Below are 26,157 nucleotides of genomic sequence, written 5' to 3' on the forward strand. Positions count from 1 at the left end.
TTTTGTTGATTTAAATTAATATATTCATATACATCAAATAGAGGGTATGGGGATATGCATATTAAAAAATCTGTTTTTATTTACTTCTTACAATTTTTGTTTATGTTATTTTCCGTTGCATTAGTCGGTTATTTGCTTCACCTTTCGCAAACAGTTGATTTTAAAACTACTAACCAAGCTGTTTTTCATACTAATGTAGCGGCTTATTTGTTAACAATAACTATTTTGTTCTTATTATATTTGGCAATTTATGGTTTAATAAATCACTTTTTCTATGCAACGGCCATTTATTATATTTTCTTCGGTATTTACATTGTGGCCAATCGCTTAAAAGTAGCTTATCGAAATGAACCAATTATGCCGAGTGATTTAGCACTTTTAAGAAGTTGGAAACAGCTATTTTCGATGATCAGTTGGAAAATAGTTATTTTGGCCATCTTAAGTTTTGTAATTGTGATAGGATTTTGTATCTTTTTGGGAAAACATTTCTCAAAGTGTACTTTACATTTTAATTTAATTACGAGAATTATTTTGGTTGTCTTAGGAGTTGCCACTATCGGGTCGTTTTATAACGTTGATAAAGAAGGCTCTTTTATGAATAAAGTCACTGCTAAGGCCGGTTATATCAACTTTGCACCCAATATTAGCTTAATAGCCAACACTACAGGGCCATTGTTGCCATTTTTGGGTAATATTCATACTGACATTATGGATAAACCACAAGATTACAACAAAGAAACGATGCAAAATATCTTGCATAAGTATCAAAAAAAGGCTCAACAAATCAACCAAAATCGTCCTAATCAAAATTTAAATAAGCAAACGCTGATTTTTGTTTTGAGTGAAAGCTTTGCTGATCCAGTACGAGTTCCCAATGTTACGATCAATCAAGATCCAATTCCTAATATCAATCAAATAAAACAAGCAAATACTTCGGGCTTAATGTTAAGTTCTGGCTATGGTGGAGGAACGGCCAATATGGAGTATATGGCTTTTACCGGCCTAGCTTACAATCAATTTGCCAAATCGTTGCAGTCGCCATACACACAATTGGTAGTTAATCAAAATCATCCTATCAATATTATTAATAGTTTTGATTATGCGGCAGCTATTCATCCATATTATGGTAATTTTTATGATCGTGATATTGTCTATCCAAAACTAGGCTTTAATAAGTTCAAGAATTTTCAAACTAAAGGGAAGAACGCACTAGAATACAAATCTAAACTCAGCTATAGCACTTTTGTTGATGATAAGTCTTCCTATAAAGAAACCTTGAAACAAGTTAATGCTAGAAAAAAGGGGCAGTTCATCAGTTTAGTGACGATGCAAAATCATATGCCATTCAATGTAACGTATGATAATAATCAATTCACTTATAATGGCTCTGCAGCGGGGATTCCACAGCAAGTTGCCAATTATGCTAAAGGAATCAATTATACTGATAATTCGACTAAGGAATTTCTAGAAAAATTGGATGCTATTCAAAAACCAATCACGGTTGTTTGGTATGGTGACCACTTACCCGGATTGTATGATAAAAATTCTATGGAAAAATACAATGTTGTTCAACATGAAACAGATTATTTCATCTATAGTAATAAATATGCTTTGGATCATAATTATGGAACTAAAAAAATTAAACAAAATACAGCTATAACCGATCCAAACAGTTTTATTCCCATAGCTTTGAAACAAATGAAACAAAAAGTTACACCTTACTATGCATTGTTAACCAAAGTTCAAGAACAATTGCCAGCCACAGCCAAAAATAGTGTTGGTAAAAGCGAAGATTTGATGGTTGATCAAAACGGTAAACAGATCTCATCCAACCAATTGACTAAGTCTCAACGCAAAATTCAAAAAGATTACCGCTTAGTTCAGTACGATTTAACTGCAGGTAAGGGTTATATTAAGTCCAAAATTAATAAATAATATCTTTTTCAGAGTTGAAAACACTTTCATTTTTTGGAACCCTTTTCCTAGGAGTACACTTAACATATTCACTAACAAAAATGGGGATGAAATTAAGTTTTGAATTTAAAGGGTTTTCTATACATATTGATACCAACATTTCTTTTCAGTTCAATGGAAATTGCATTAAAGATTGCTGGTGGACAGTTCAATCCAATCGAATTGAATTTTATTAGATTCTTGATTGGTGGGCTAGCCCTCTTACCATTTACTATTCTTTACCTTAAGAAGAACAATGTAAAAATTTCTAAATCTGGCTGGGGTCGTATTGCTTTGACAGGATTTGTCATTGTTGTAGTAAGTATGACCTTGTATCAAATCTCAATTGGAATGGCTAAAGCTTCGGTTATTGCTATCATGTTGAGTGCTAATCCAATTTTTGGTTTGATCATCGGATTTGTGTTCCTCAGAGAAAAATTATCGAGAACTAATGTTTTAGCATTGATTCTTACCTTAGTCGGTTTATTGATTATTATTAATCCATTTCACTTATCAGGTGCAATGGGAATCATGTTAGGTTTATTATCGTCAATTATTTTCGGTGTTTATGGTGTTATGTCACGTGTTTACGGTGGAAAGATCGGTTTGAATGGTCTTTCAATGACTTGTTTAGCTTTTCTATTCGGTTCAGCTGAATTGGGTATTTTGATGGCAATCAGTCACATTCCGGCCGTTGCCAACGCTATTCCTAGTAACTTTTCACAATTCAGTAATATTCCATACTTCCAAGGTATCTCCTTACAAACCTTGCCATTGATTTTGTACATTTCAATCTTAGTCACAGGTGTGGCTTTTGGATTGTACTTCCTATCAATGGAAAAAGTTGGAATCTTGCAGGCCTCATTGATTTTTCTAGTTAAGCCTGCATTAGCACCAGTTCTATCACTTCTAATCTTAGGCGAAGCAATGACAGCTAATACGATTTTTGGTATCGTAGTTATCTTGCTTGGTTCATTAGTTACACTTATGGGAGAAAAAATTGCTTACCGTGTTATGGCAATCTTCAGACGTAACAACCCTGAAGCTCACCAAGAAGTGGACGAATTGGAAGTTGTTAAAGATAAGATTGAAAACAGTGAGCTTGCTAAACGTCGTAAAGCCACTGAAGAAGCTGTTCGTGGTACTCTTGAAGCTAAAAAAGAAAGTCAAGAATTACCTTCTGAAGACTAAAATATTAATTAATAAGATTATGCAAATTATGCATAATCTTATTTTTTTGGAAAAAATTGAGCTATTATGAAGGTAGCGGTTTCAAAAAGCCCAATATTAAGGAGATTTTGCGAATGGATAACTTAATTAAAATTGGTAATACGAATGTAACTAGCAAAAAAATTGGTCTTGGGACTAACAAAGTTGGTGGCCACAATTTATTTGATAATTTAAAAGATGAAGATGGCTATGCAGTAGTTAAGGAAGCCATCGACAGTGGCATCACAACTTTGGATACAGCCTTCATGTATGGACTAGGTCGTTCAGAAGAAATTATCGGCGATGTAATTCAAAACTATGATCGTAGTAAATTAGTCATCGCCACTAAGGCTGCTCAAGATCCTGATAATGACTTGAAATATAATAATAGTCCTGAATTTTTGAAGAAGTCGGTTGATTTAGCGTTGAAACGTTTGAAGACTGACTATATTGATATTTTCTATATTCATTTTCCAGATGAAAAGACGCCTAAAAATGAAGCGGTAGCAGCTTTAAATGAACTCAAGCAAGCCGGAAAGATTAGAGCGATTGGAGTTTCTAACTTTTCACTAGATCAAATCAAAGAAGCTAATAAAGATGGTTTAGTTGATATTGTGGAAGATAACTACAGTTTGGTACATCGGGATGCCGAACAAAGTTTGTTCCCATATTTGAGAAAGAACAATATCTCATTTGTACCATATTTTCCATTGGCTTCAGGTTTGTTGACAGGTAAATACAATGCTTCTGATTATAAGAAATTTAAACAATTTACTAAAGATGAGTTCGATAATATTTTGAAGTCAATCGGTGTTGTTCAAAAAATCGCTGATAAATATGATGCGACCGTTGCTCAAGTGGTTTTGGCATGGTATATGAAAAATTCAGATATTTCTATCGTAATACCTGGAGCAAGAAAACCAGCCCAAGTAGATCAAAATGTGAAATCTTTGAGCGTTGAGTTAGGTAATTCTGATTACCATGTGATTGATGAAGCATTTGAATAAGTTTTAAATTGAAAGGATTTTAATTATGGCAAGAAAAGTAGTAATTTTTGGTGCAAATGGATTCGTAGGTGGCGAATTCGCTAAACAATTTATTGAAAATGGAGACTCAGTTACAAGTGTATCCAGAACCGGTGAACCTTTAGGCAATGAATCTTGGTATAGCAAAGTAGACTGGAAGATTGGTAATGCCTTGGGTACTGGCTTTTGGGAAAATTATTTGAAAGACGCTGACGTAGTTGTCGATACAATCGGTGAATATCAAGAAAATCAAAATGAGAATTTAACTTTTGAGAAGGTCAATTATCAAAGTGCTTTAAATATTGCCGATGCAGCTGAAAAGAATAAAGTACCAGTCTTCGTTTATATTTCTGCTGACGATATTCCTGGTGCTAATAAGCGTTATATCAGTACTAAACGTGATGCTGAAAATAATTTGAATAAGCGTAGTTTTAGAACAGTTATCATGAGACCATCTACAATGGTGACTGACGATGATAAAGTTGATTCTGATTCTAAATATCGTAGTTTACCTGTCAGTATGGTTGCCTTAGCAGCCTTAGATGCTGTAGACAATGATAAGGAAAACGTTACTTTGAACGTTGACGATATTGATAAATTGTAATTATTCGTCATTGATAGAAATGTAAAAGACACCATAATACTCTCAAATGAGTTGTTATGGTGTCTTTTATTAGTAATTATTATTGAACTTTTTTCAACTTACCGTCTTCAATTTCCCAAATTGTATCGACCAAATCAAGTACTCGCTCATCGTGAGTTACCATGACGGCAGCTTTGTTTTCTTGGTGAACGGTTTGTTGAATGATAGAAACGACTTCGTGACCTCTTTTGGAGTCAAGGCTGGCAGTTGGTTCGTCGGCTAAAATCAAGTCAGGTTGATTGATGAATGCTCTAGCGATTGCGACTCTTTGTTTTTCACCACCAGACAAAACATTTGGATAGCTATTGAGACGTGACTTTAGGCCTAACTTATCAAGAATTTCTATGGCATTGACTGGTGTCTTAGAAGAAATTTTTTGAATGAATTGTAATTGGTCTTTGATTTTTAAGTAAGGAATCAGATCAGAATTTTGGAAAATAAAACCAATTTGATTGAGACGAATTTCAGTTTGCTTTTTCTTAGATAATTGACTGATATCCTGACCATTTAAGAGGATTTGTCCAGAAGTTGGCGTCAATAGAGCCCCCATGATTGTTAGTAAGGTACTTTTACCGGCACCACTAGGACCAACGATAGCCGCAAATTCCCCTTGGTTGACTTGAAAGGAGACGTCTTTTAAAACTTCATTGATACTTTGTCCATCAGGATAGTTTTTGATGATATCTTTTAATTCTAAAACTGGCATTAGTTATTACCTCCGATTGCAGAAATTGGGTCGACTTTGACAACTTTGATTAATGATAGTAGAGCACTGACCAAAGTGATGGCTAAAAAGAGTATTCCGGTACCAATTAATGTCGTTGAACTCAGGCTAAATGGCATTGATGCGGGCATATAAAGCGAAATGCCATAAGTAACTCCTGAAGCAATTACTATAGAGACGAGAGAAAGAATTCCCATTTCTGATAGGACGTGCTTAACTAAATATGAAGTTTTGGTTCCAAGAGCCTTTAGAGTCCCGAAGTCGCTTAATTTTTGTAAATTGATAATATAGAAGAAAACAGCTAGTACGAATAAGGAAATGATATAAAGAAAGCCAATCATTAAGTAGAGTGAACCTTGTTCAGCTGAATATCCGGGGATAGCATCGATTAAGGCTTGTTGACTGATAACTTGATAGCCGGATTTTTTAGAAACTTTACTCTTTAAAGCAACCGTATTGAAATTAATATTTGGTGAAAGCTTTTGAGCTTGCTTTTGATTGAGATAAATTACTGGTGTATGTGAATAAGCTTTGTTGTCGGTAAAACCAGCAATTTCAAAAGTTGTTTTGGTAGCAGGATCTTTGAATTTGTCACCAAGTTTGTAGCCGGAAGACTTTAATTTATCGCTGACTACGACTTGGTTATTATCAGTGTTTTTTAATTTCTGACCAGAGATAGTCGTGGGGTTCAAAAAGCTGTTAGCGTCAATTATGAAATAGGCGATGTCGGTTTTTTTGCTGGCATTGTTAGCTTGTTGAATCGACATTTGCGAAATGCTTAATTTGGCAGCCTTATCGTGATATTTATCTTGGAATTTTTGCCAATCTTGTTCGGTTAGTTCAGAGCGGTTCAATCTAGATTCAGAACCTTTTTGCAGAACGAAAGTTTGAGCATCGGTTTCTTTGATAGCTGAACCAGAGTCATTTGCAAGACCACTAGCTAGACCAGTAATGAACAAAACTAAGAAAACAATTAGAAAAATAATGAGTCCTAAAGCTGAAAATTTTAATTTATCGTGTAATAATTCTTTTAATGTGAGAAACATATTGTTTACCTCCTGAGTAACTCTATCTTATGGAGGAATTGCTTTAGGAACAATAAACAATGTCAGTACTTATGTGTTTTAATGCACAGAAATCATGGTTTTGTGAAGGAGATTTGTATGAATGAAAATGATCGTCGAACTAGGCGAACTCAAAAATTAATTCGAGATAACTTTATCGATTTGATGGAACAAAAGCCAATCAATGAAATTACGATTCAAGAAATTACTGACAGGGCGGACATAAATCGGCGGACTTTTTATCTACATTTCACAGATATTTATGATTTATTGAGTAAAACTGAAGACTACGTCATGAACCACTTTGCCCAAATGTTGATAGACTTTGAAGCACCGACGAATAATGAAGTTATTGGTCCAGAATTTTTCCGAACGGTTATGGCTTATATTGGTGAAAATCAACGAATGATCGGTGTTTTGTGTCAAAATCCTGATTCAAAATTAATGCAAAAATTGATTGAGTTGACGATTACTAATGGAAAGAAAGTTATTCCGTTCGCCCATCCGGAAAATAGTGATTATATTCTTAATTACTGCTGTTGGGGAATGGTCGGCGTTTTGCATACGGCTTTGCATCAAGGAAAGTTCGATACTGCAAAATTATCTGATTTAGCAGATAATTTATTGACTAGTACCTTAAAAGTTGATGGAATTGCATAAAATTAATTAGGAAAACGCTTTTGTCTATGTATGTAAACTAATAAGTTGTAAAATTAAAACTTGTTTTCAGGACAAATTTACATACATAGGGGTTTATTATGGAAGAACTAGAACCAAATAAGAAGTACATCTCCTGGCCAGTTTTGGCTTTGATGGACTTCGTTACTGTAATTGGTTTTGATGATTTAGCGTACAATTTTCAAAGCCAAGGGATGGGAGTTATTACTTCCTGGGTTATTATGCTATTCTTGTACGTCATTCCTTATTCATTGATGGTGGGACAGTTGGGGTCTACCTTCAATAAGGAAGGTGGCGGTTTGACTTCTTGGATTAGAGGTACAAATGGTGAATTTTTGGGATATTTCACCGCTTGGACTTATTGGGCAGCCTCGATTCCATACGTTGTCGATACTGCTAATTCATTAGTCGTTGGTTTAGGTTGGACTTTCAATGGGAATGCTAGTCTACAAAACCACATGTCTAATGGCTGGTTCGCTTTTTGGACTTTAGTTATATTTGTAGTTTTTATTTTCACGCAATCACGTTTTAAACACTCGTTGGAAGTTTTGAGTACGATTGGTGGAGTGGCCATTTTTGGCTTGACAGTTTTGTTCGTCTTTATGACTTTTGCTGGATTGGCTATGGGTGGTCATATCGCTACCCAACCATTCACAATTCATACAATTATTCCTAAGTTTAACTTACATTATTTGACGACTTTGGGACTTTTGATCTATGCAATGAACGGAGCCGAATTGATTGCACCATTCGTTACTAAGATGCGTCATCCAAATAAAGAATTTCCTAAAGCAATGATCATGTTGGCTGCAATGACAGCTTTCTTGACCATTTTTGGATCATTCTCATTGGGTGTTTTCTTCAATGCCTATCATTTACCAAAGGATTTGAAGATGAATGGTGCCTATTATGCTTTCCAAGCTTTGGGTAACCAATATCATCTAGGTAATACTCTGTTGTACATTTACGCTCTGGCAGAAGTATTTTATTTGGCGGCTTTATTAGCTGTCTTGTTGGACGCAATGACAAGAATGTTGATTTCTGACACTGGTAATCGTTACATGCCACAAGTTTTGAAGAAAACTAATTCAGCTGGTTTGCCAGTTAACGGATATTTGCTTACTTGTGGTTTGAGTGCCTTCATTATGTCACTAGGTATTTTCTTACCAAGTATGAACGATATTTTCAATTGGCTTTTGAACTTGAATGGAATCATTTCTCCAGGTGTAACTTGTTGGGTATTCTTTGCCTTTATTAAGATTCGTCAAAATAGTGAAAAGTATCCATCAGATTACGTCTTCATCAAGAATGACAAAACTGCTTTGACAGTTGGTTGGTGGTGCTTGATAGTTACTGCTGTTGCGACAATTTTCGGTATCGGACCTCAAGATGTTGTCTTCGCCTCATCAACATGGTGGTATGAATTGATTATTAACTTCGTTTCAATTATTGTCTTGATTGGACTAGGTTTGATCTTGCCATATGTAACTCGCCGTGAAGAACGCAGTACCAATGGTTCAGCTTTTACTCGTTTGCAATGGACTGGAATTCTGGCAGTTATTTTCTTGACGATTGTCGGTGACTTGTATCTAGGTGGTTCAAATCACGCGTACAATATTCACGGAATCGTCGCACTTAGTGTTGTGGGAATTTTGTTAGTCATCTTATTTGGTTGGAAAGAACATAATTTGAAAGTTGACTAGTCTTCGTCGCTAGCCATTATTTATTTCGGCAGATGAAAAAACGTATTTATTCAGATTCTTTGAGACAGATCTGAGTAGATGCGTTTTTTAGTATTATTAAAAAGTAAAGCTACTATCTAGTCTGGAATATTACCACCAACTAAACTTTTAATGCTATTTTTTGAATAAGTGTAGGCAAATCAAGAGAGAAAATATTTATATATCACTCCCATATCTTTTATGGTAAAATATTTCGAGTTGCTTATTTTCCATAATGTACACCAAAAGGTCAATCTTTTTAGATTGCGGTCATGTCGGGTAAGTAAGCGCTTAAAATTATTTGATATTTTTAGATCATTTTCCTACTATTCAACCGAAAGTATTGTATATTTTAATTAACCGTTAGGTGAGTAAATTAGAAAGATGATTTATTTTCACTTGAGGAAAACGCCATGACAGAATTAGATACAAAGAAGAGATACATCAGTTGGCCAGTGTTGGCCCTTATGGATTTTGTAACCGTAGTTGGATTCGACGACCTGACTTACAATTTCCAGAATCAAGGGATGGGCGTTATTACGTCTTGGATCATTATGATTCTCATGTATGTTATTCCGTATTCGTTGATGGTTGGACAATTAGGGTCCACCTTTGATGATGACGGTGGAGGATTAACTTCATGGGTAAGAGAAACTAGTGGGGAGTTTTTGGGATATTTTGCCGCCTGGACTTATTGGGCTGCATCAATTCCATATGTTGTCGATACCGCTAATACGATTGCTGTCGCGTTAGGTTGGGTCGTCAATGGAAATGCCAAATTGCAGACGCAAATGTCTAATAGCAGTTTTGCCTTGTTCACTTTGTTGATCTTTGTATTCTTTATAATCATTCAATCCCGTTTTGAACATTCGTTGGAAGTACTGAGTACGATTGGTGGAATTGCCATGTTCGGGATGACAGTTCTATTCGTAGTAATGACCGTCACTGCTTTGGGTATGGGTGGTCATATTGCGACTAAACCTTTAACCGTTCATACGATCGTACCGACTTTTAACTTACATTATTTGACGACTCTAGGATTCTTGATCTTTGCTATCAATGGGGCAGAAAGAATTGCACCATTCGTTACGAAGATGCGTAATCCTAATCGTGATTTTCCTAAAGCGATGATTATGTTGTCAATTATGACCGGATTTTTAACTATCTTTGGCTCATTTTCATTGGGAGTATTTTTCAATGCTTATCATTTGCCAGACGATTTGAAAATCAACGGATCATATTATGCTTTCCAAGCCTTAGGTCAAAGATTCCACATGGGAAATACTTTGATGTACGTGTTTGCTTTTACTGAAATTTTCTATTTGGCTGCTTTGTTGGCCGTCTTGTTGAATGCAATGACGAGAATGTTGATTTCTGATACGGGTAATCGCTACATGCCTAAATTCTTGCGAAAGACTAATTCTGCAGGATTGCCAATTAATGGCTATATTTTAACAGTTGGTTTGAGTGCCTTTATTATGTTCTTAGGTATTTTGTTGCCTAACATGAAAGACATCTTTAATTGGTTATTGAATCTAAACGGAATTATTTCACCGGGCGTAACTTGTTGGATTTTCTGGTCTTTCATTAAGATTAGAATGAATGACGATAAGTATAAGTCGGGATATGTTTACATTAAAAATAAAAAGCTTTCGCTAGCTGTTGGTTGGTGGTGTCTGATTTTGACCGGAATAGCAACTATCGCTGCTGTCGGTCCACAAGACGTGCCATTTGGATCAACAATGTGGTGGTATGAGTTAGTTATCAATTTCGTAGCCATTATTGTTTTAATTGGTCTCGGTTTTGTACTACCATACATTACGAAGAGAGAAAGGCGCAGTCAGACTGGAACTGCCTTTACAAGAATTCAACGTATCGGTATCTGGATAGCCGTTCTAGGTACTTTGGTAGGCGACTTGTATTTGGGGGATGTTAATTTCAGTCGTAATATTGGTTATATCATTTTACTAACCGCTGCCGGGTTAACTCTAATAGTTGCCATGGGTTGGCGTGAGCATGATTTGAAGGAAAGTCTTGAATAGTATTCAAGGCTTTTTTTGATACAATTAGATAAGAATTGGAATAAAATCATATCTAGTTTTTAAAACTAGATTGAATAGTTAACAAAACTATGATAAATTATAAAAGTAATTACAAAAGGAGCGCTTTCTTATGGATGAATTACAAGACTGGTTAGACAAGGTAGAGGCCTATCACATGCCAAGGTTTGAGGACTTACCTGAATTGGATCTGTATCGTGATCAATTACTGACACTAGTTGATAAATATATTGGACCCGTTTGGTTGGAGGATGGCCCCGTTGTCACCACATCAATGGTCAATAATTACGTGAAGAACGGTTTATTGCCTCATCCAGAAAAGAAACGATATACTCGTGAACATTTAGCATATTTGATTGCCATAACTTTTTTGAAACAAGTAGTTTCAATCAACGACATTGAAGAAGGCTTAAAGGTAATGACACGTTTAAACGGTGGTATTGCCCAAGCATATAATTTCTTTTGTGAAAAACAAGAAATAGCTTTACGAATGTTGAATCATCGTGAAGAAAAGCAAGCTTTATCTGAAAAGGATCAATCTTCAGCTTATTTGATGGTCGAGATGGTGACAATGGCTTTTGCCACGAAACTAATTACGAAGAAAATATTAATGATTGAAAACAATTCAGATGAAAAGAGTTAATTAGAATGGAAAAGATTGCTGTATTGGTAGATTCTTGTTGTGATTTGCCTAAAGAATATCTCAAAAAGGCTGGTATCTATGAGTTACCAATGCAAATTGCTTACCATGACAAAACTTACTTGGACCGAGTTGATATTTCGGCTGAAGAAGTTTATAAAAATTTGCCCGTTGAAATTCCTAAGACTTCATTGCCATCAGGTGAATCAATTCAAAAGACTTTGAATCAAATCGCTGCAGATGGATATACTCAAATATTGTCAATTTCTGTTTCATCAGGTTTGAGTGGTACTTTTAATTTCTTAAAAGTCTTCTTGGATGATGATGATCGCTTTGTTTCGAAGTATTTTGATACAAAGCAAGTTGCGATTGCTTCAGGTTTGATTGCTATTCAAGCTAAAAACTTAATCGATGAAGGTAAAACTTTAAACGAAGCTGCAACAGCAGTTGAAAAAATGTGTCAAAATGCTATGGTTTACTTCTGTATTCCAACTTTGACTTATTTACGTGCTGGTGGTCGAATCAGTGCCGTCGCTTCTGCCGTTGGTGGAATGTTGAAATTAGCACCGATCGTTACTTGTACACCCGAAGGTACTTATACGATTGCTGCCAAAGCTCGTGGTATGAAAAAAGGTCAAAAGATGATGTTGGGTTATGCTCAAGATTTCATCAATGATGGCGATAAGTATTTAATCGGAATTGGTCATGGAGCTGATGAAGCTGGTGGTCAACACATGTTGGATATTTTGCATGACAATGGAATTCAAGGTCAACAAGAATTTACTGAACAAGTTGGACCCGCATTAGGAGTTCATACTGGACCTGGTTTGATTGGGGTCGCAGTAGTTAAAATATAAGAAAAAGTAGTTATTCATTCCGCGTAATTTTACCGGTTTGAATAGCTATTTTTTATTTTTAATGAATAAACAGTATATAACACTTGGCAACTGTTAGTAACTGTTATATACTGTTTGTACGCAAAGGAGAAAATGAATGAAAATTATTATTAATCACTCATCTATGATTCCAATCTATGAACAAATAATTGAACAAATCAAGACTTTAATTCGAAAAGGTGAGTTAAAGGAAAATGATAATCTTCCTTCGGTTCGGTCTTTAGCGAGAGAATCTAAGATTAGCGCTTTAACTGTCAAAAAGGCATACGATCAATTAGATGAATTAGGATTTACTATTACAATTCATGGTAAGGGAACGTATGTTACGGCAACTAACACTGATTTGTTATTTGAAGATCAAAAAAAAGAATTGGAAATGGATTTTGAAAAGGCCATTCAAAAAGGTAGAAGTTTTGGAATTAGTGATAATGATTTAAAAAAGATGTTTGAATTAATTTTGGAGGATTAATCATGTTAGAAGTAAATAATATTAAAAAAGAATATCCCAAATTTTCACTTGATTGTTCTTTAAAAGTAAAAGAGGGACAGGTTACCGGTTTGATTGGTCAGAATGGTTCTGGTAAAAGTACAACTTTTAAAGCAATTTTGGGATTAATTAAGATTGATAGTGGTTCAATTTCATTGTTTGATAAGCCAATCTCAAAAATTGGCGTTGCAGATAAGGAAGATATTGGCGTAGTTTTAGCTGATTCTGGTTTCAGTGGATATTTAACTCTCAAAGATATCATGCCAATTTTAAGTAATTTGTATAAAAAATTTGATAGAGATTTTTTTATTAAACAGGTCGATAATTTTGGGTTACCTTGGAATAAGAAAATTAAAGAATTATCGACGGGGATGAAAGTAAAAATCAAGATTCTCGTTGCAATGTCCCATAAGGCAAAATTATTGATTCTAGATGAACCAACAGCTGGGTTAGACGTGGTTGCTAGAGATGAATTGCTAGATATTTTGAGAATGTTTTTAGAGAATGATGAGAATAATTCCATTTTAATCAGTTCGCATATTTCTAGCGATTTGGAATCGTTGTGTGATGATTTATATATGATTGATCAAGGGAAAATCATTTTACATGAAGACACAGATGTTTTGTTGAGTGATTACGGAATGTTAAAAGTAAATGAAGAGCAATTTGTTGAATTAGATAAAGATTATTTGCTTAAGATAAAAAAGGAAAATTTTGGTTATAGCTGTTTGACCAACCAAAAGCAATTTTATTTAGAGAATTTTCCTAACTTAATAGTAGAAAATGGTAGTATCGATGAAGTAATTACAATGATGAGTCGAGGTGACAAGTAGTGAAGGGACTTTTTGTTAAGGATTTTGAGCTGATGAAGGAACAAAAAAACATTTATTTATTGATAATCGCAATAGCCTTAGTTATGACAATCATGTCAAAAGAAAACTATTTTGCCATTGGATTTCTGGGTATGATTGGCTCGCTATTTACGTTGAGTTCGATCAGTTATGACGAATTTGATAATGGTAGTGCATTTTTATTTACGCTACCGATTACTAGGAAAGGCTATGTTTATGAAAAGTATTTGTTTGGTTTAACGATTGGAATTTGTTTCTTAGTTTTGGGAACAGCAATTAGTTTACTGGCCTCAGTAATCAATAATACTGAAGTGACTGAAATTTTTAGACAAGCCTTGCCACTATTGTCAATGATAATTATTGCTTTAGCTTTAATGTTGCCAGCTCAATTAAAATTCGGTGGTGAAAAAGGAAGAATCATACTTATTAGTATAATTGGAGTTGTATTTTTATTAGGAAAATTGATTAAAGATAATCTCCAAGCATTAAATTTAACTGGAATTTTACAGAAATTGTCAGAGATGAATGATGTAACCTTGTTTTGGTTCTTTTTATTGATATCATTAGTTGCCTTGATAATTTCAATGTTTGGCAGCATCTTAATTATGCAAAAAAAGGAATTCTAAATTACTTTAATATTAATATTTTAAAATCAAAAAAGGCATCTCTTAGATATAGTGTGCGATAACTATTATCTAAGTGGACGCCTTTTTAGTTGGAATTATTTTGTTTGATAGCTTCATAACCGGCGCTGGTAAATTGATTGAGTAATTGTAATTCACGATACCAAGCGTCGTCTTTAACGAAATGATGACGTTTGTTGATAGCAAAGGATCCGTGAATTGAGTAATTAAAAAGCAATTCGGATTCTGATTCACTAAGTCCAGTTCGCTTTTGAATGGCAGGGACGAGCTTATCTTTTTCATGATTGGCAATTCGACCAATAATGTAGTCATTTAAACTGGGGTCCATCAATAATTTGCGATATTTTGATGAATCGGCAATTCGTTGGCAGGCCGGTAAAAGTGATTCGTTTTCCTTTAATAAATCTAAACTAGCGGTTGGATCGATAGTCGTGTTGGCTTGATTATTGTCAGTGAATAGCAATGCATCATCTAAAACAGCATTCAAAACAGCTGTTAAATTGTCAAAATGTGAATAAAAGGTTGAACGAGTCATGTCAGCGTGGCGGCACAATTTAGCAACGTTGATTTGTGAATAGGGTTCTTGATTGATCAATTCTAAAAAAGAATCCTTGATGGTATTGATTGTATAAATTGTTCGTCGGTCTAATTTATTCTTCTTAGTCATATAAACTCCTTTACACTTTTTGAAATCTGTTTTGAAACTAAGCAAATATTCAAAAGTGTTCTTAATTTCAAAAAAAGTATTTCGTACACTGTGTACATAATTGTACTACATGAAGGATATAAAGGAGAATAAATGAACACACAAATAAGTGAAGCTAAGAAGTTAATTGACCAAAGCGATGCGCTTCTAATTAGTGCTAGTAACGGCCTGTCAATTGCTGAAGGATATAACATTTTTGCTGATGATGATAATTTCGAAAAATATTTTGGTCATTTCAACATTCTTTATGGAATTAACAGTTTGATTCAAGGTGTCTTTGCACAAATTCCCACACCGGACCATCAAGAATTCATGCGTAAAGTGCATCAGTATTTAATTGATGATTATCAAAAGACTGAAATTTTTGCAATGTTGAAAGAAATTATTAACAAAAAAGATTATTTTGTCGTCACTTCTAACGCTGATACGCATTTTCAATTGAATGGATTTGACCCCGAAAAAATCTTTGAAATAGAAGGAAACTTTGACCAATTAGAAATGCAATCACCGCAGTGGCAAAAACAAAAACAACGTTTTGACCAATTTATTAACGAATACGCAGACAAAAAAGTCGTTCAACTTGAGTTAGGAATTGGCTCGCAAAATAAATTGATTAAGCAACCTTTGATGAAGGCTGTTAGTCAACTACCTTCGTGGAATTTTGTGACGCTCAATATGGAAAACGAGATCATGATCGCACCAGAAATAAAATCAAGATCTATCGCTTTACCAGGAAATATCAAAACTACTTTTAAGGATTTATTGAAGGAGAATTAATAATGGCTCAATCATTTTATGAACAACTAGTAATGAAGACACAGATGAATTATCAACAATTTTTTAACGTTTACGCTAGTGGCAAAACACCAGTTAAATTGACTGAAAAGCCAATGTTGCCATATGAAGATCAAGTACAGATCCTAGCGGATAAAATCAAAGAGGCTGACCACATTATCGTCGGCGGAGCTTCAGGTCTGTCAGCTGCTGGTGGTGGTGACTTTTACTACGAAGACAATGCTTCATTTAGAAAATATTTTGGTAAATTTGCTGAGAAATACGGTATCAAAGGAGCTTTTTCAGGAATGCAATATCCTTGGCCTAGTCGTGAAGAATATTGGGGCTATTTAGCTACATTTTTGCACACAACTCAACATGCTGAAGTTAGAAAGCCATTTCGTGATCTTCAAGAAATTTTGAAGGGGAAAGATTACTTCATTTTAACTACTAACCAAGATACTCAAGCTATCAAAGCCTTTCCTGAAGAAAAAGTTGCCCAAATTCAAGGAGACCACCGTTATTTCCAATGTTCACAACAATGTAGTGATGAAGTTTGGGATGCAGTCAAGCCGGTTGAAGAAATGATTCAAGCCATGGGAGATGACACTAAAGTTCCAACTGAATTGATTCCTCGTTGTCCAAATTGTGGCGCTGAAGCCTTCCCTTGGGTACGTGGTTACGGTAATTTCCTTGAGGGAACTAGATATCACCAAGAATACCAAAAGATATCTGATGATGTTTTGAATCATTTGCATGACGACCATCTTTTGTTTATTGAATTAGGTGTAGGTCGCATGACACCAATGTTTATTCAAGAACCATTTTGGGGATTAACTGGAAGTCTCGATGGTGCCTACGACGTTATGATCAATCGTGATTATCAATTTTTACCTGAAGAAATTGAGGATAAAGCTCAAGCTATCAAGGGTGATATTTCTCAAGTATTGGATGATGTCAAAGCTGCAATGTGATTTTGGAACGCTAAAACTTTTTTGATATGATTAAAGCAAATTAGTTTTAGGGGGAGTAACAATGAAAAGAGTGGAGAAACTACCGTCGTCGATTAAAACGATTTGGAGGATTAAGGCTTTAATAACTCTGGGGATTTGGCTAATAATTGCCGTGGTACTATTTGTAGGAAATAATTGGGCCAGCGGATTTTTTGAACAATTTCTGTTTTGGGTTAGTTTGGCAGCGTTGGTCATAGGTGTAGTGAACTTTGCTTTTGATATGGGCTTAGTTAATTACCATTGGAATTATTGGACTTATTTTATCGATGGACGACAAGTTGAGTTGCATCACGGTTTCTTCTTTCGCAAACAAATTGTTATTCCAATTGCTCGGGTGCAAAATGTTACCTTGAAGCAGGGACCAATTTTACGTCTCAAAAAATTACAAAAAGTTGTCGTTGAAACAGCGGCTGGAGCGGAGGAAATCGCTGGATTAGATGATAAGACAGCTGATGAGCTAAAAGAATTGATCATGAAATTAGCGCAGGAGGCCAGAAATGACATCTAAACCGAGACGGATGCATCCCGCAGCAATAATTTTTTTGATGTACACTTCAATTCGGAGCGTGATTGTTCCGTTAATAATTTTGGCAATTGGGATAAATAATAGTAATGCTCAACTTCAAAAAATCGTTATCGCAATCGTGGCTGTACTTATTATCTGGGCTATCGCTGACATTTTTGTCGATTATTTTATGTACACTTATCAATTGCTTGAGAGTGAAATCATTATTAGAAGTGGTTTATTTGTCAAAAAGGTTAATCACGTGCCTTATAAGAGAATTCAAAATATCACAACTAATCAGTGGTTCTTTTTAAAACCGTTCAAATTAGTAGAGTTAGAGATTGAAACAGCTGGTCATTCAGAGACTTCAGAAGTGTCTTTAAAGGCTGTACCTAGTAGCCTCAAAGACGAAATCAATCAGCTGAGAAATGGTGTCCAAGTTGTTGAAGATGTTAAACCAGTCGCTCAAAATACTTATCAAATTTCTTGGTCCGACTTATTGTCATTTTCTTTAACATCACCAGCTTTTCTTAGCGGATTGTTAGTTGCTTTGGCTGCGTATGGTAAAATTTCCGATTTGATCGGTGATCAATTTTATGCAGATATGGTAACTAAAACAGCCGGTTTAGGTTTTCCAGTAGTAGTCTTTTTAGCTGTTTTAGTATTAGTGATTTTTTATATTGGTTCAGCGTTAATTTTGATTGCTAAATATTTTCACTTTCAACTAACGGAGAATAAGGGACAATTCATCATCGAGAGAGGCTTGTTCCAAACTAAGAAGACGACGATTGCAACTGAGCGGATTCAAGCTATTGTTATTAAGCAACCGTTAATGCGAAGTTTTTTTAAAATTGCGACGATTCAATTAGTGATAGTGTCAAATTCTAATCAAGGCGATACGGAAAAAGATATCATCGTAATGCCAGTAATTAAGACAGATAAAATACCGCAATTTATGGCGCAATTTTTTAAAAACGTTCCGTTCTCTATTCCAGAAGTTCAATCACAAAGGTTTACGTATTTTTACAATTTTAGAAATTACAGTTTGTGGTCTTTGCCAATATTGGCTATTTTGATTGCGATATTGCACAACCACATTTTAATTGGAGCAATTTTAACTGCGGTGATTTTGATCCTGTGGAATATTCCAGCTTATCTTGAGTCCAAACGCTCTAAAGTAACAGTTTTAAATCGAGATTATATTTTCTTGCAGAATAGCTCTTTATTGACTAGACAAACGATGTTCATTCCTAAAATGACGATTCAATTTTTAAAGAGACGTAATAGTTTATGGCTAGAGAAAAAGCAAATTGCTGGTTTAACGGTCAATGTACGCTCGGGAATTACCAAACGTAGTTTTAATATAGATTATCAAAAACAAGCCGATATTGATTCTGTTATGAAATGGTATAAAGAATAATTGTAATTAATTTAGATGATTGCTAAAAATTAAAACAGCAGTTATAATATCTTTGTAATTGAAAAGAGACCAAGAGGATGTACCCCTCTTAGTCTCAATCATGAGTCTGAATAGATTTGTTGGTGAGCTAACCTTTACGGTTAGCTTTTTTGATTATCGCATATGCAATGGCGAAGTTAATACTTGCCATCGATATGGTCAAAATGAAAAAAGCGACCATAATGCTCAATCCAACTCCTACTATTCGATTTCTTCATAGTCATGCACCTCCACTTGTAAAAGTAATTGAGGGGTGCTGCACCATTCAGCTTTTACGCTCACTAGGCCAAAATGGGAGCGACCCATTAGAGCTTGACCATGACTTAAGAATAGAGATAAATTAAATTTCTAGCAACAAAATAATGCAAAAAAACTCCTCAAAATTAATTGAAATTTTGAGGAGTTTTTATTATGCGTTATTCAGATCTAAGTGCTGTAGCAGCATCTTTCTTAGCTGCCATCTTAGCAGGGATGTGACCACCTAAAACAGTTAGAATCGTACTGATAATAACTAAGACGATTGCGTGAACTGGATTTAGTTGTGAGACATTCTTCAGATCAGTCATGTTTTGCAAGATGATATTGATTGGGAAAGTTGCCAACCAAGCGATGATAACACCGAGTAATCCGGAGGAAACACCTAGAATAGTCGTTTCAGCATCGAATACACGGGTGATATCTTTCTTTCTAGCACCCAAAGCTTTTAGAATACCGATTTCTTTAGTTCTTTCAAGTACAGATGTGTAAGTGATGATAGCAATCATAATCATACTTGTTACTAGAGAAATTCCAGCGAAGGCTACTAATACATATGTAATAGCATCCATCAAACCACCAGTTAAGTTAGAAACTTGACCAGCTAAATCAGTATAGATAACTTTATTTGATTCCTTCTTGCCCTTATTGTATTTATCCAAATAACTGAGGACCTTATCTTTATCCTTGAAAGTATTAGGGTAAATTAGGATACTTGCAGGAGTTGTGGAACCACCTAGATAACTAACTAAGGAAGTCTTAGTTGTATCGTCAACGTTACTACCAGTTAGGACGTTGCTGTCACTAGCCTTTTGAGCTTTGACGATGTCAGAATTCTTGTTAGTTTGGATGATATCTTGAGTTAACTTGTCACTGTATGCAATTCCTGATGAAAGAATGTTTTCAGATGATTTTGATTTAACTTTCAAGATACCAGCAATTTTAATAGTTTTGTTGTTAGCGTTGTTGTAAACGTCGTTTAGATTAGAGTTTGGAGTATAGAGATTGTCGCTAATTTTGTTGTAGTAGTCGTTATTAGCAACTACTTTGAATTCTTTACCGACTAATTGATTGAAGTTTAATTTTTGATTATTCTTAACATTCATGCCCAAATTTTTTAAAGCATTAATATTTGTAGAATTATCACGGTCAACTAACAAAATAACTTCGTTTTCATTCTTTGGAAGTGATCCAGCGATAACTTTGTAGTGTTTCTTTAAGAAATTATTGCCGTTAGAAGATGGGTAAACGGAAGTTCCGATACCAGTCGATGAAGCCATAGCAGCAGACATTCCACTCAATGAGTTAGAACTGCTTGTATTAGAGAATTGAGCTGTTTTGACCTTGCCATCATTCTTAGTTAAAAGATTCATACCGGTTGAATAAGTGTAAGTAACGTCCTTACTCAATTCTGGGTCTAAGTTCTTAATATAATTTAGGTAGTTTTTGTTTAATTTATTAGTGTGAGTAGATTTCTCTTGTTGACTCAATTTAGCAGTAACTTTTTTAGAATTGGAGTTTTTGACCTTATCTACAGAAGCTGTCTGTTTAGAAGCAGTTTGTGAAATAGTAACTGGGAATTGAGCTAAAGTATTGCCTTGGGTTTTGTCGATTTGTTTTTGGAAACCAGATGACAAAGCCAAGACGATAGCAATACTGATGATACCAATACTTGAAGCAAAAGCAGTCAGAGCAGTTCTGGCTTTTTTAGTTTTCAAGTTGGTGAATGATAATTTCAAAGCAGTCCAGAAAGTCATCTTAGTCTTCTTGAGCTCAAAATTATCTTTAGAAGTATCTTCAACGAAAGGATTAGAATCATCAAGAATTTTACCATCAGCAAAGTTGATAATACGATCAGCATATTCTTTAGCCAAAGTAGGGTTGTGAGTAACCATGATAACTAGTCGTTCAGCTGATAATTCCTTGATCAACTGCATGATCTCTTCACTAGTCTCAGTATCCAAAGCACCAGTAGGCTCATCACAAAGTAAAATCTCTGGATCATTAGCAATCGCACGAGCAATCGCAACACGTTGTAATTGACCACCAGATAGTTGGTTAGGCTTCTTATTGATATGTGGTCCTAAGCCAACTCGTTCCAAAGCTTCGCGAGCTTTTTTCTTTTTTTCCTCATTGGGGACACCACTAAGCGTCATTCCCATTTCTACGTTATCAAGGATGCTCAAATGTCCGATGATATTGTAGCTTTGGAAAATAAACCCAACGGAATTGTTACGATAAGCATCCCAGTCAGCTTCGGTGAAATCTTTAGTTGATTTACCGTTGATAACTAGATCCCCTGAATCATAGATATCCAAGCCACCGATACCGTTAAGCATGGTAGTTTTACCTGAGCCACTAGGTCCTAAGATTGCTACGAATTCTTGCTTACGAAAGGCAACAGAAACGTCATCTAAGGCTTTTGTGACGGAATCACCAACATGGTAATACTTTTTAATATGTTTTAATTCCAGCATTAATTATTCTCTCTAACTTTAAGATTTTAATGTATTATAACAATTAATTTGGTAATATGTCATTATTGTTGCAACACCATGTTTCATATAATAGAAAATATATTTAATAAATTCAATCATCAATCTGAGACAAACTGTTGTACAAATGGAGGAACCATGGTCGGAATCAAAAATAATAAGCAAGCACAACATACGAAAAAAGTTTTACAAGAGAATGTATTACAGTTACTACAGAAAAAAAGCCTTAGTTCCATTACGGTCACTGAGGTTTGTCAAAAGGCTCACGTCAATCGAACAACCTTTTATCGTTATTTTGATGATATTTATATGTGTATCGATAAAATTGAAAGTGAATTTTTAGATGGTTTAAATATACCTAAGGAACTTTCACCAGCTAAAGCCTTACAAAAATTACTTGAAGGTTTTTACGAACATCCCCAAATTAGTAATCTGGTGTTTATTGAAGGTAAGACGAAATTACTCGATAAGATGCATCGTGCCATGGATCAAGATGGTAAACATGACAGTCCAGCAGTGGAAAATTATCAAGAGACTTACATTATGTTAGGGATGCAAGGGATTATGAAGCGTTGGGTCAAAAATGGAATGCCAGAAACACCTGAAGAGTTAACTAAGATTATTATTCGAGTGGTTTTTGCGGATGATCTTCAGGATTGGCGTTTGAAATTTCTGGGATAGCAGATTTCAAAAGTTTAAGGTCAGCTTTTTTATTAGCAAGTTCTTTTTTGATGATCAGTTCACGTCCGTATTGTTCTGGATGTTGTACTACTTCAACTAATTCCAATTCTAATTGAGCTAATTCAACTTTGATAGTTTGCTTACGTAAAGTCATCAGAGGTTTTAAAATATTTTGATGCTCTTTGCCCAAAAAGTGTAGTCTTAAAACGAAATCATCATTATTCAGTTTGGTAACTTCCGGTGCTAATGGTAATTGCAGCCAGTTGCGGAATACTTTTAAACCTTGAGAAGAAATTCGATAGGTTTTTTTTCTGGAATTTTCAGCTTTATTAGGAACTAATTCAATCAATTCTTTTTTTAATAGTCGACTCAATTCTGGATAAATTTGACTAAAGGGGGCACTCCAGAACTCAGCTTTTTCTTTATCAAAAGTTTGTTTGATATCGTAACCAGTCATTTTTTTGCGAGTTAGTAATCCTAAAATCATATATTGTAAAGTGTTTGTGCGAGCCATATTGTTGTCCTTTACTTTTTTATACTATGTATTAAACTATATATATTAATATATAGTATTGAGGGTAATTATGGAACAAATTAAGAATAAAAACTTAACGATGATCCTAATAGGAATTGGGATCGTTATTTTTATGTCTACCTTAGATAGTAGCATCGTTACCGTGGCGCTACCAGTGTTGAGCAAAGCTTTAAGTACTAACATGAGTCTGATCAATTGGGTCGTGACGATGTATCTGATCGTAATGAGTAGTACTTTAATGATCTTTGGAAAACTTGGTGATAAGTATGGCAAAATCAAATTTTTCAAATGGGGAACTTTATTATTTGTCGTCAGTTCAGCATTATGTGCTCTATCAGTCAGTTGGTTAACTTTGATAATTTCAAGAAGTTTACAAGCTATCGGTGCAGCAATGACAATGGCTACCTCAAACGGAATTATTGTCGAAGTCTTTCCAGATAGCCGTCGTGGACAAGCCTTAGGTTGGATGGGGTCATTCGTTTCTTTAGGTGGAATCATCGGACCTAGTATCGGAGGAATTTTATTGAATTTCTTCCCTTGGCACATTATCTTTTGGTTAAACGTACCAATCGGTATTATTGCAATAATTCTATTATTTAAGTATTTACCTAGTAATTTGGATCAAAAATATACTAGTCAAGGTTTTGATTTAACCGGCTCAGTTTTATTGGTAGTTGGTTTTACTAGTATGTTTGTTGGAATTTTATTGAGCCAACAATTAGGGTGGGCTGACTGGCGCATTCTGACTATGACGATTGTTGGATTGATTTTGTTAATTATTCTCTATCGTTATGAAACTAAGCAAAATGAACCAATTTTACCAGTCAACTTGTTCAAAAATAAGTGGTTTACGATGCAGTTATTAGCTTGTTTTATGGTCTTTATTATCGACTTCTTTTTCGATGTGATTGCACCATTTTACTTGCAAAACGCTCGTGATTTCAGTCCGTTGTTTAGTGGTTTCTTCTTGCTGATTTTCCCAGTTGTACAATTATTCGTAGCACCAATTTCGGGAAATTTGGCCGATAAACACGATCCCTTCAAGATTACTTTGATTGGTTTAGCAATCATTAGTTTTGGTCAAATCTTCTATGTTATTAGTGGACTAAATAATACAGTGTTAATTTTTGCTGTCGGAGCTGCTTTAGCTGGATTGGGTAATGGTTTGTTCCATTCACCTAACAATGTGTTGGTTATGAGTAACGTTTCGCAAAAAGACTATGGTTCTGCTGGTAGTGTTTATAGTTTGGCAAGAACAGTCGGAATGGTAGTTGGATCAGCTATGTCAACGACGTTATTATTCGGTTCAATGTCGATTTTAGATGGCAGTCGAGTTAAGTCATACATACCAAGTAAGCCACAATTATTTATCGATGGGATGCATATTACTTTTGGTTTGTCTTGTGCAATCAGTGTTATTTTGTTGATAGGAATTTTTGCTTGGCATCGCCGTAGTAGTAAATAATTTTTTGATTTTTGCATAAATAATGCCGTCCTCCATAGCGAAGAAAATTTCACATCTGAGCCAATTTTCTTCGCTATTCCGGACTAGATAGTGATTCTATTTTTATTTAATATCAACAAATCAAAAGCATCTATTCGGAGTTGTGTGCGCACACTTTCCAAATGGATGCTTTTTTACGTAATTTAAATTGTATTAATTTTTTTAGTTCTAGCACTAACTAAGTAATAAAGAATAGCGGTGATAATCATAGCGGGGAAGGTGGCACCGACTGTTTGAACGATGAAGTCTAATTTATTCAATCCTAGATAACTCAAGACTCCAATTGCCCAAGTGGTGATTGCCATTAAGTTGACGCCTTTTGTATACCAATATTTACCTTGAGGTCTGGAAAGTTCTTTGACTTGATAGTCTTTTTTCTTAATGAAGAAGAAGTCAACCAAGAAGATAGCAATTTCTGGTCCTAGAAACATTCCAATGCCGTCTAGAAAAGTTTCAAAGGTAGTTAAGAAACTGGCCACATAAACGGGAATAAAGGTCATGACAGTGGCGACTAGGGTAACGATCCATAAAGCTGGTGTTAATTTGAGCTTGTGGAAAATATTAGTCATCGCTGAACCGGCTGCCATTAAATTAACCGCATTGGCAGTGGTACTGGTGATAACAATGACTAACATGGCTAAGATTCCTAGGCCTAATTTGGCAGCAATTGTACTTGGATCAGCGTTGTTGGGGTCGAATTTGTTGATAGTGATAGCTGTAGCGATAGTAGCAATCAAACCGATAAAGGCAAACCAGAACAAACCAATATTGGCGCCGAAGAAGGAAACGGTTGTAGCGGCGTGTTTGTCTTTGGTAAAACGGCTGAAATCGGCGGCAGCTGTGACCCAAGCTAAGTTGAAAGCTGCCAAGATATCGACGATTTTTCCGCTGGGTAGTTGGAATTTAGCAGCTGGTTGCCATTTGACGATTTCGTGGAAAGGAACGGTTTTTAGAACAACGATGGATTCCCAAGTTACTAAGATAATTACTAAAATAATTCCGAAACGTTCAATCCATTTTACTGATTTTTCCCCGACTGAAATACTGATTAGATGTAGAATGGACATAACGACAATTCCAATGATAATGCTGAATTGATTGTGGAAAGCTGAATTGTTCCAGCCTAAGATGTCTTTCAAGATAAAACTAATCGAAGTAGCGGCAATAAAAGTATTGATGGCTGCCCATCCGATAAATTGAATGACATTGACTAAAGATGGCAAGATTGAGCCTTTGACGCCAAATGATGGTCTAGTCAAAGTCATAGCTGGTAATCCGGTTTTGTATCCCATATAAGAAGCTAAAGCTAATAAAATATAGGATAAAGAACCGACGATTACTAATAAAGTTGATGCTTTGATGAGTCCAACAGCTGCGATAACGCCACCGATATACCAAGTTCCATTGTTGGCGTTAGCTCCGATCCAAGTGGCAAAAAGATCCCATTTGGACATAGCTCGTTGATCTGGTGTTGTTGCTTGAATATGTTCTTTCATATTAGTTACCCCCATAATCAGAGCAGTAAAAAAGGGGACTGCACCCGAGCAGTTCCCTCAATAATTAACTATTTACCGCTCCCTTATCAGCCTCACTGGACTGTTTTAAAAAGATTTTTATATTGTTGTCAGTTTAGTT

At 35.1% G+C, this 26,157-nt stretch carries 24 protein-coding genes; 18 read left to right on the plus strand and 6 right to left on the minus strand.

Annotated features, from left to right (window positions below):
- The first annotated feature begins 54 nt into the window (after positions 1–54).
- The 4 genes from FFM65_RS00715 (at position 55) to FFM65_RS00730 (ending at position 4,791) form a co-directional block, all read left to right on the plus strand.
- Positions 55–1,935 (plus strand): LTA synthase family protein, encoded by a 1,881-nt coding sequence (locus FFM65_RS00715; protein WP_119317194.1) that lies wholly within the window; start codon positions 55–57, stop codon positions 1,933–1,935.
- A 99-nt stretch (positions 1,936–2,034) separates the two neighbouring features.
- Positions 2,035–3,144: a DMT family transporter gene (locus FFM65_RS00720; RefSeq protein WP_119317195.1), complete on the plus strand. Its 1,110-nt coding sequence runs from the start codon at positions 2,035–2,037 to the stop codon at positions 3,142–3,144.
- A 113-nt stretch (positions 3,145–3,257) separates the two neighbouring features.
- On the plus strand, positions 3,258–4,169 hold the full coding sequence (locus FFM65_RS00725; RefSeq protein ID WP_119317196.1) for an aldo/keto reductase: 912 nt from the start codon (positions 3,258–3,260) through the stop codon (positions 4,167–4,169).
- A 25-nt stretch (positions 4,170–4,194) separates the two neighbouring features.
- Positions 4,195–4,791: an NAD-dependent epimerase/dehydratase family protein gene (locus FFM65_RS00730; protein WP_119317197.1), complete on the plus strand. Its 597-nt coding sequence runs from the start codon at positions 4,195–4,197 to the stop codon at positions 4,789–4,791.
- A 79-nt stretch (positions 4,792–4,870) separates the two neighbouring features.
- Here FFM65_RS00730 and FFM65_RS00735 read toward each other — a convergent pair whose 3' ends face one another.
- Both FFM65_RS00735 and FFM65_RS00740 read right to left on the minus strand, forming a co-directional pair.
- On the minus strand, positions 4,871–5,536 hold the full coding sequence (locus FFM65_RS00735) for an ABC transporter ATP-binding protein (RefSeq protein WP_119317198.1): 666 nt from the start codon (positions 5,534–5,536) through the stop codon (positions 4,871–4,873).
- Positions 5,536–6,600, minus strand: coding sequence for an ABC transporter permease (locus FFM65_RS00740; protein WP_119317199.1), 1,065 nt, complete (start codon positions 6,598–6,600; stop codon positions 5,536–5,538). The genes FFM65_RS00735 and FFM65_RS00740 overlap by 1 nt, the downstream gene beginning before the upstream one ends.
- Positions 6,601–6,717: 117 nt before the next feature.
- Between FFM65_RS00740 and FFM65_RS00745 the strand changes: the two genes are divergently transcribed.
- The 8 genes from FFM65_RS00745 (at position 6,718) to FFM65_RS00780 (ending at position 14,577) form a co-directional block, all read left to right on the plus strand.
- Positions 6,718–7,278: a TetR/AcrR family transcriptional regulator gene (locus tag FFM65_RS00745; protein WP_119317200.1), complete on the plus strand. Its 561-nt coding sequence runs from the start codon at positions 6,718–6,720 to the stop codon at positions 7,276–7,278.
- Positions 7,279–7,376: 98 nt separating this feature from the next.
- Positions 7,377–8,999 carry an APC family permease gene (locus FFM65_RS00750; protein ID WP_119317201.1) on the plus strand — a complete coding sequence of 541 codons (1,623 nt, stop codon included), beginning with the start codon at positions 7,377–7,379 and terminating at the stop codon, positions 8,997–8,999.
- A gap of 431 nt (positions 9,000–9,430) precedes the next feature.
- Positions 9,431–11,059: an APC family permease gene (locus FFM65_RS00755; protein ID WP_162897866.1), complete on the plus strand. Its 1,629-nt coding sequence runs from the start codon at positions 9,431–9,433 to the stop codon at positions 11,057–11,059.
- A gap of 130 nt (positions 11,060–11,189) precedes the next feature.
- Positions 11,190–11,720, plus strand: coding sequence for a DUF1836 domain-containing protein (locus tag FFM65_RS00760; RefSeq protein ID WP_119317202.1), 531 nt, complete (start codon positions 11,190–11,192; stop codon positions 11,718–11,720).
- A 5-nt stretch (positions 11,721–11,725) separates the two neighbouring features.
- Positions 11,726–12,574 (plus strand): DegV family protein, encoded by an 849-nt coding sequence (locus FFM65_RS00765; RefSeq protein WP_119317203.1) that lies wholly within the window; start codon positions 11,726–11,728, stop codon positions 12,572–12,574.
- A 136-nt stretch (positions 12,575–12,710) separates the two neighbouring features.
- Positions 12,711–13,082 carry a GntR family transcriptional regulator gene (locus tag FFM65_RS00770; protein ID WP_119317204.1) on the plus strand — a complete coding sequence of 124 codons (372 nt, stop codon included), beginning with the start codon at positions 12,711–12,713 and terminating at the stop codon, positions 13,080–13,082.
- Between the two features lie 2 nt (positions 13,083–13,084).
- On the plus strand, positions 13,085–13,933 hold the full coding sequence (locus FFM65_RS00775; RefSeq protein WP_119317205.1) for an ATP-binding cassette domain-containing protein: 849 nt from the start codon (positions 13,085–13,087) through the stop codon (positions 13,931–13,933).
- Positions 13,933–14,577, plus strand: a complete 645-nt coding sequence (locus FFM65_RS00780; protein WP_119317206.1) for an ABC-2 transporter permease — start codon at positions 13,933–13,935, stop codon at positions 14,575–14,577. The genes FFM65_RS00775 and FFM65_RS00780 overlap by 1 nt, the downstream gene beginning before the upstream one ends.
- 85 nt (positions 14,578–14,662) lie before the next feature.
- Here the strand turns inward: FFM65_RS00780 and FFM65_RS00785 are convergent, their stop codons facing one another.
- On the minus strand, positions 14,663–15,262 hold the full coding sequence (locus FFM65_RS00785; RefSeq protein WP_119317207.1) for a TetR/AcrR family transcriptional regulator: 600 nt from the start codon (positions 15,260–15,262) through the stop codon (positions 14,663–14,665).
- Positions 15,263–15,394: 132 nt separating this feature from the next.
- Between FFM65_RS00785 and FFM65_RS00790 the strand changes: the two genes are divergently transcribed.
- The 4 genes from FFM65_RS00790 to FFM65_RS00805 all read left to right on the plus strand — a co-directional run bounded on the left by FFM65_RS00790 (position 15,395) and on the right by FFM65_RS00805 (position 19,013).
- Entirely contained in the window at positions 15,395–16,078 is a 684-nt protein-coding gene (locus tag FFM65_RS00790; RefSeq protein ID WP_119317208.1) for a hypothetical protein, read from the plus strand.
- A gap of 2 nt (positions 16,079–16,080) precedes the next feature.
- Positions 16,081–17,049, plus strand: coding sequence for an SIR2 family NAD-dependent protein deacylase (locus tag FFM65_RS00795; protein WP_174795658.1), 969 nt, complete (start codon positions 16,081–16,083; stop codon positions 17,047–17,049).
- Positions 17,050–17,110: 61 nt separating this feature from the next.
- Complete coding sequence (locus FFM65_RS00800; protein ID WP_119317210.1) at positions 17,111–17,596, plus strand: PH domain-containing protein; 486 nt, start codon at positions 17,111–17,113, stop codon at positions 17,594–17,596.
- Positions 17,586–19,013, plus strand: coding sequence for a PH domain-containing protein (locus FFM65_RS00805; RefSeq protein WP_119317211.1), 1,428 nt, complete (start codon positions 17,586–17,588; stop codon positions 19,011–19,013). The genes FFM65_RS00800 and FFM65_RS00805 overlap by 11 nt, the downstream gene beginning before the upstream one ends.
- A 455-nt stretch (positions 19,014–19,468) precedes the next feature.
- Here the strand turns inward: FFM65_RS00805 and FFM65_RS00810 are convergent, their stop codons facing one another.
- Entirely contained in the window at positions 19,469–21,784 is a 2,316-nt protein-coding gene (locus FFM65_RS00810) for an ABC transporter ATP-binding protein/permease (RefSeq protein ID WP_119317212.1), read from the minus strand.
- Between the two features lie 156 nt (positions 21,785–21,940).
- On the opposite strand from FFM65_RS00810, the gene FFM65_RS00815 reads away from it, so the two are divergent.
- The gene (locus tag FFM65_RS00815) at positions 21,941–22,483 is read left to right on the plus strand and encodes a TetR/AcrR family transcriptional regulator (RefSeq protein ID WP_119317213.1); all 543 of its coding nucleotides are present in this window, start codon (positions 21,941–21,943) and stop codon (positions 22,481–22,483) included.
- On the opposite strand, the gene FFM65_RS00820 is transcribed toward FFM65_RS00815, so the two are convergent.
- The gene (locus FFM65_RS00820; RefSeq protein WP_119317214.1) at positions 22,425–22,997 is read right to left on the minus strand and encodes a PadR family transcriptional regulator; all 573 of its coding nucleotides are present in this window, start codon (positions 22,995–22,997) and stop codon (positions 22,425–22,427) included. The two genes, FFM65_RS00815 and FFM65_RS00820, sit on opposite strands and share 59 nt — an antisense overlap.
- A gap of 70 nt (positions 22,998–23,067) precedes the next feature.
- Here FFM65_RS00820 and FFM65_RS00825 point away from each other — a divergent pair, with 70 nt between their 5' ends.
- Positions 23,068–24,483, plus strand: a complete 1,416-nt coding sequence (locus FFM65_RS00825; RefSeq protein WP_119317215.1) for an MFS transporter — start codon at positions 23,068–23,070, stop codon at positions 24,481–24,483.
- Between the two features lie 182 nt (positions 24,484–24,665).
- On the opposite strand, the gene FFM65_RS00830 is transcribed toward FFM65_RS00825, so the two are convergent.
- Positions 24,666–26,018: a cytosine permease gene (locus FFM65_RS00830; protein ID WP_119317216.1), complete on the minus strand. Its 1,353-nt coding sequence runs from the start codon at positions 26,016–26,018 to the stop codon at positions 24,666–24,668.
- Positions 26,019–26,157: the final 139 nt, after the last annotated feature.

Origin of the sequence: Companilactobacillus formosensis (assembly GCF_005405305.1) — a bacterium.
Lineage (GTDB): Bacteria > Bacillota > Bacilli > Lactobacillales > Lactobacillaceae > Companilactobacillus > Companilactobacillus formosensis.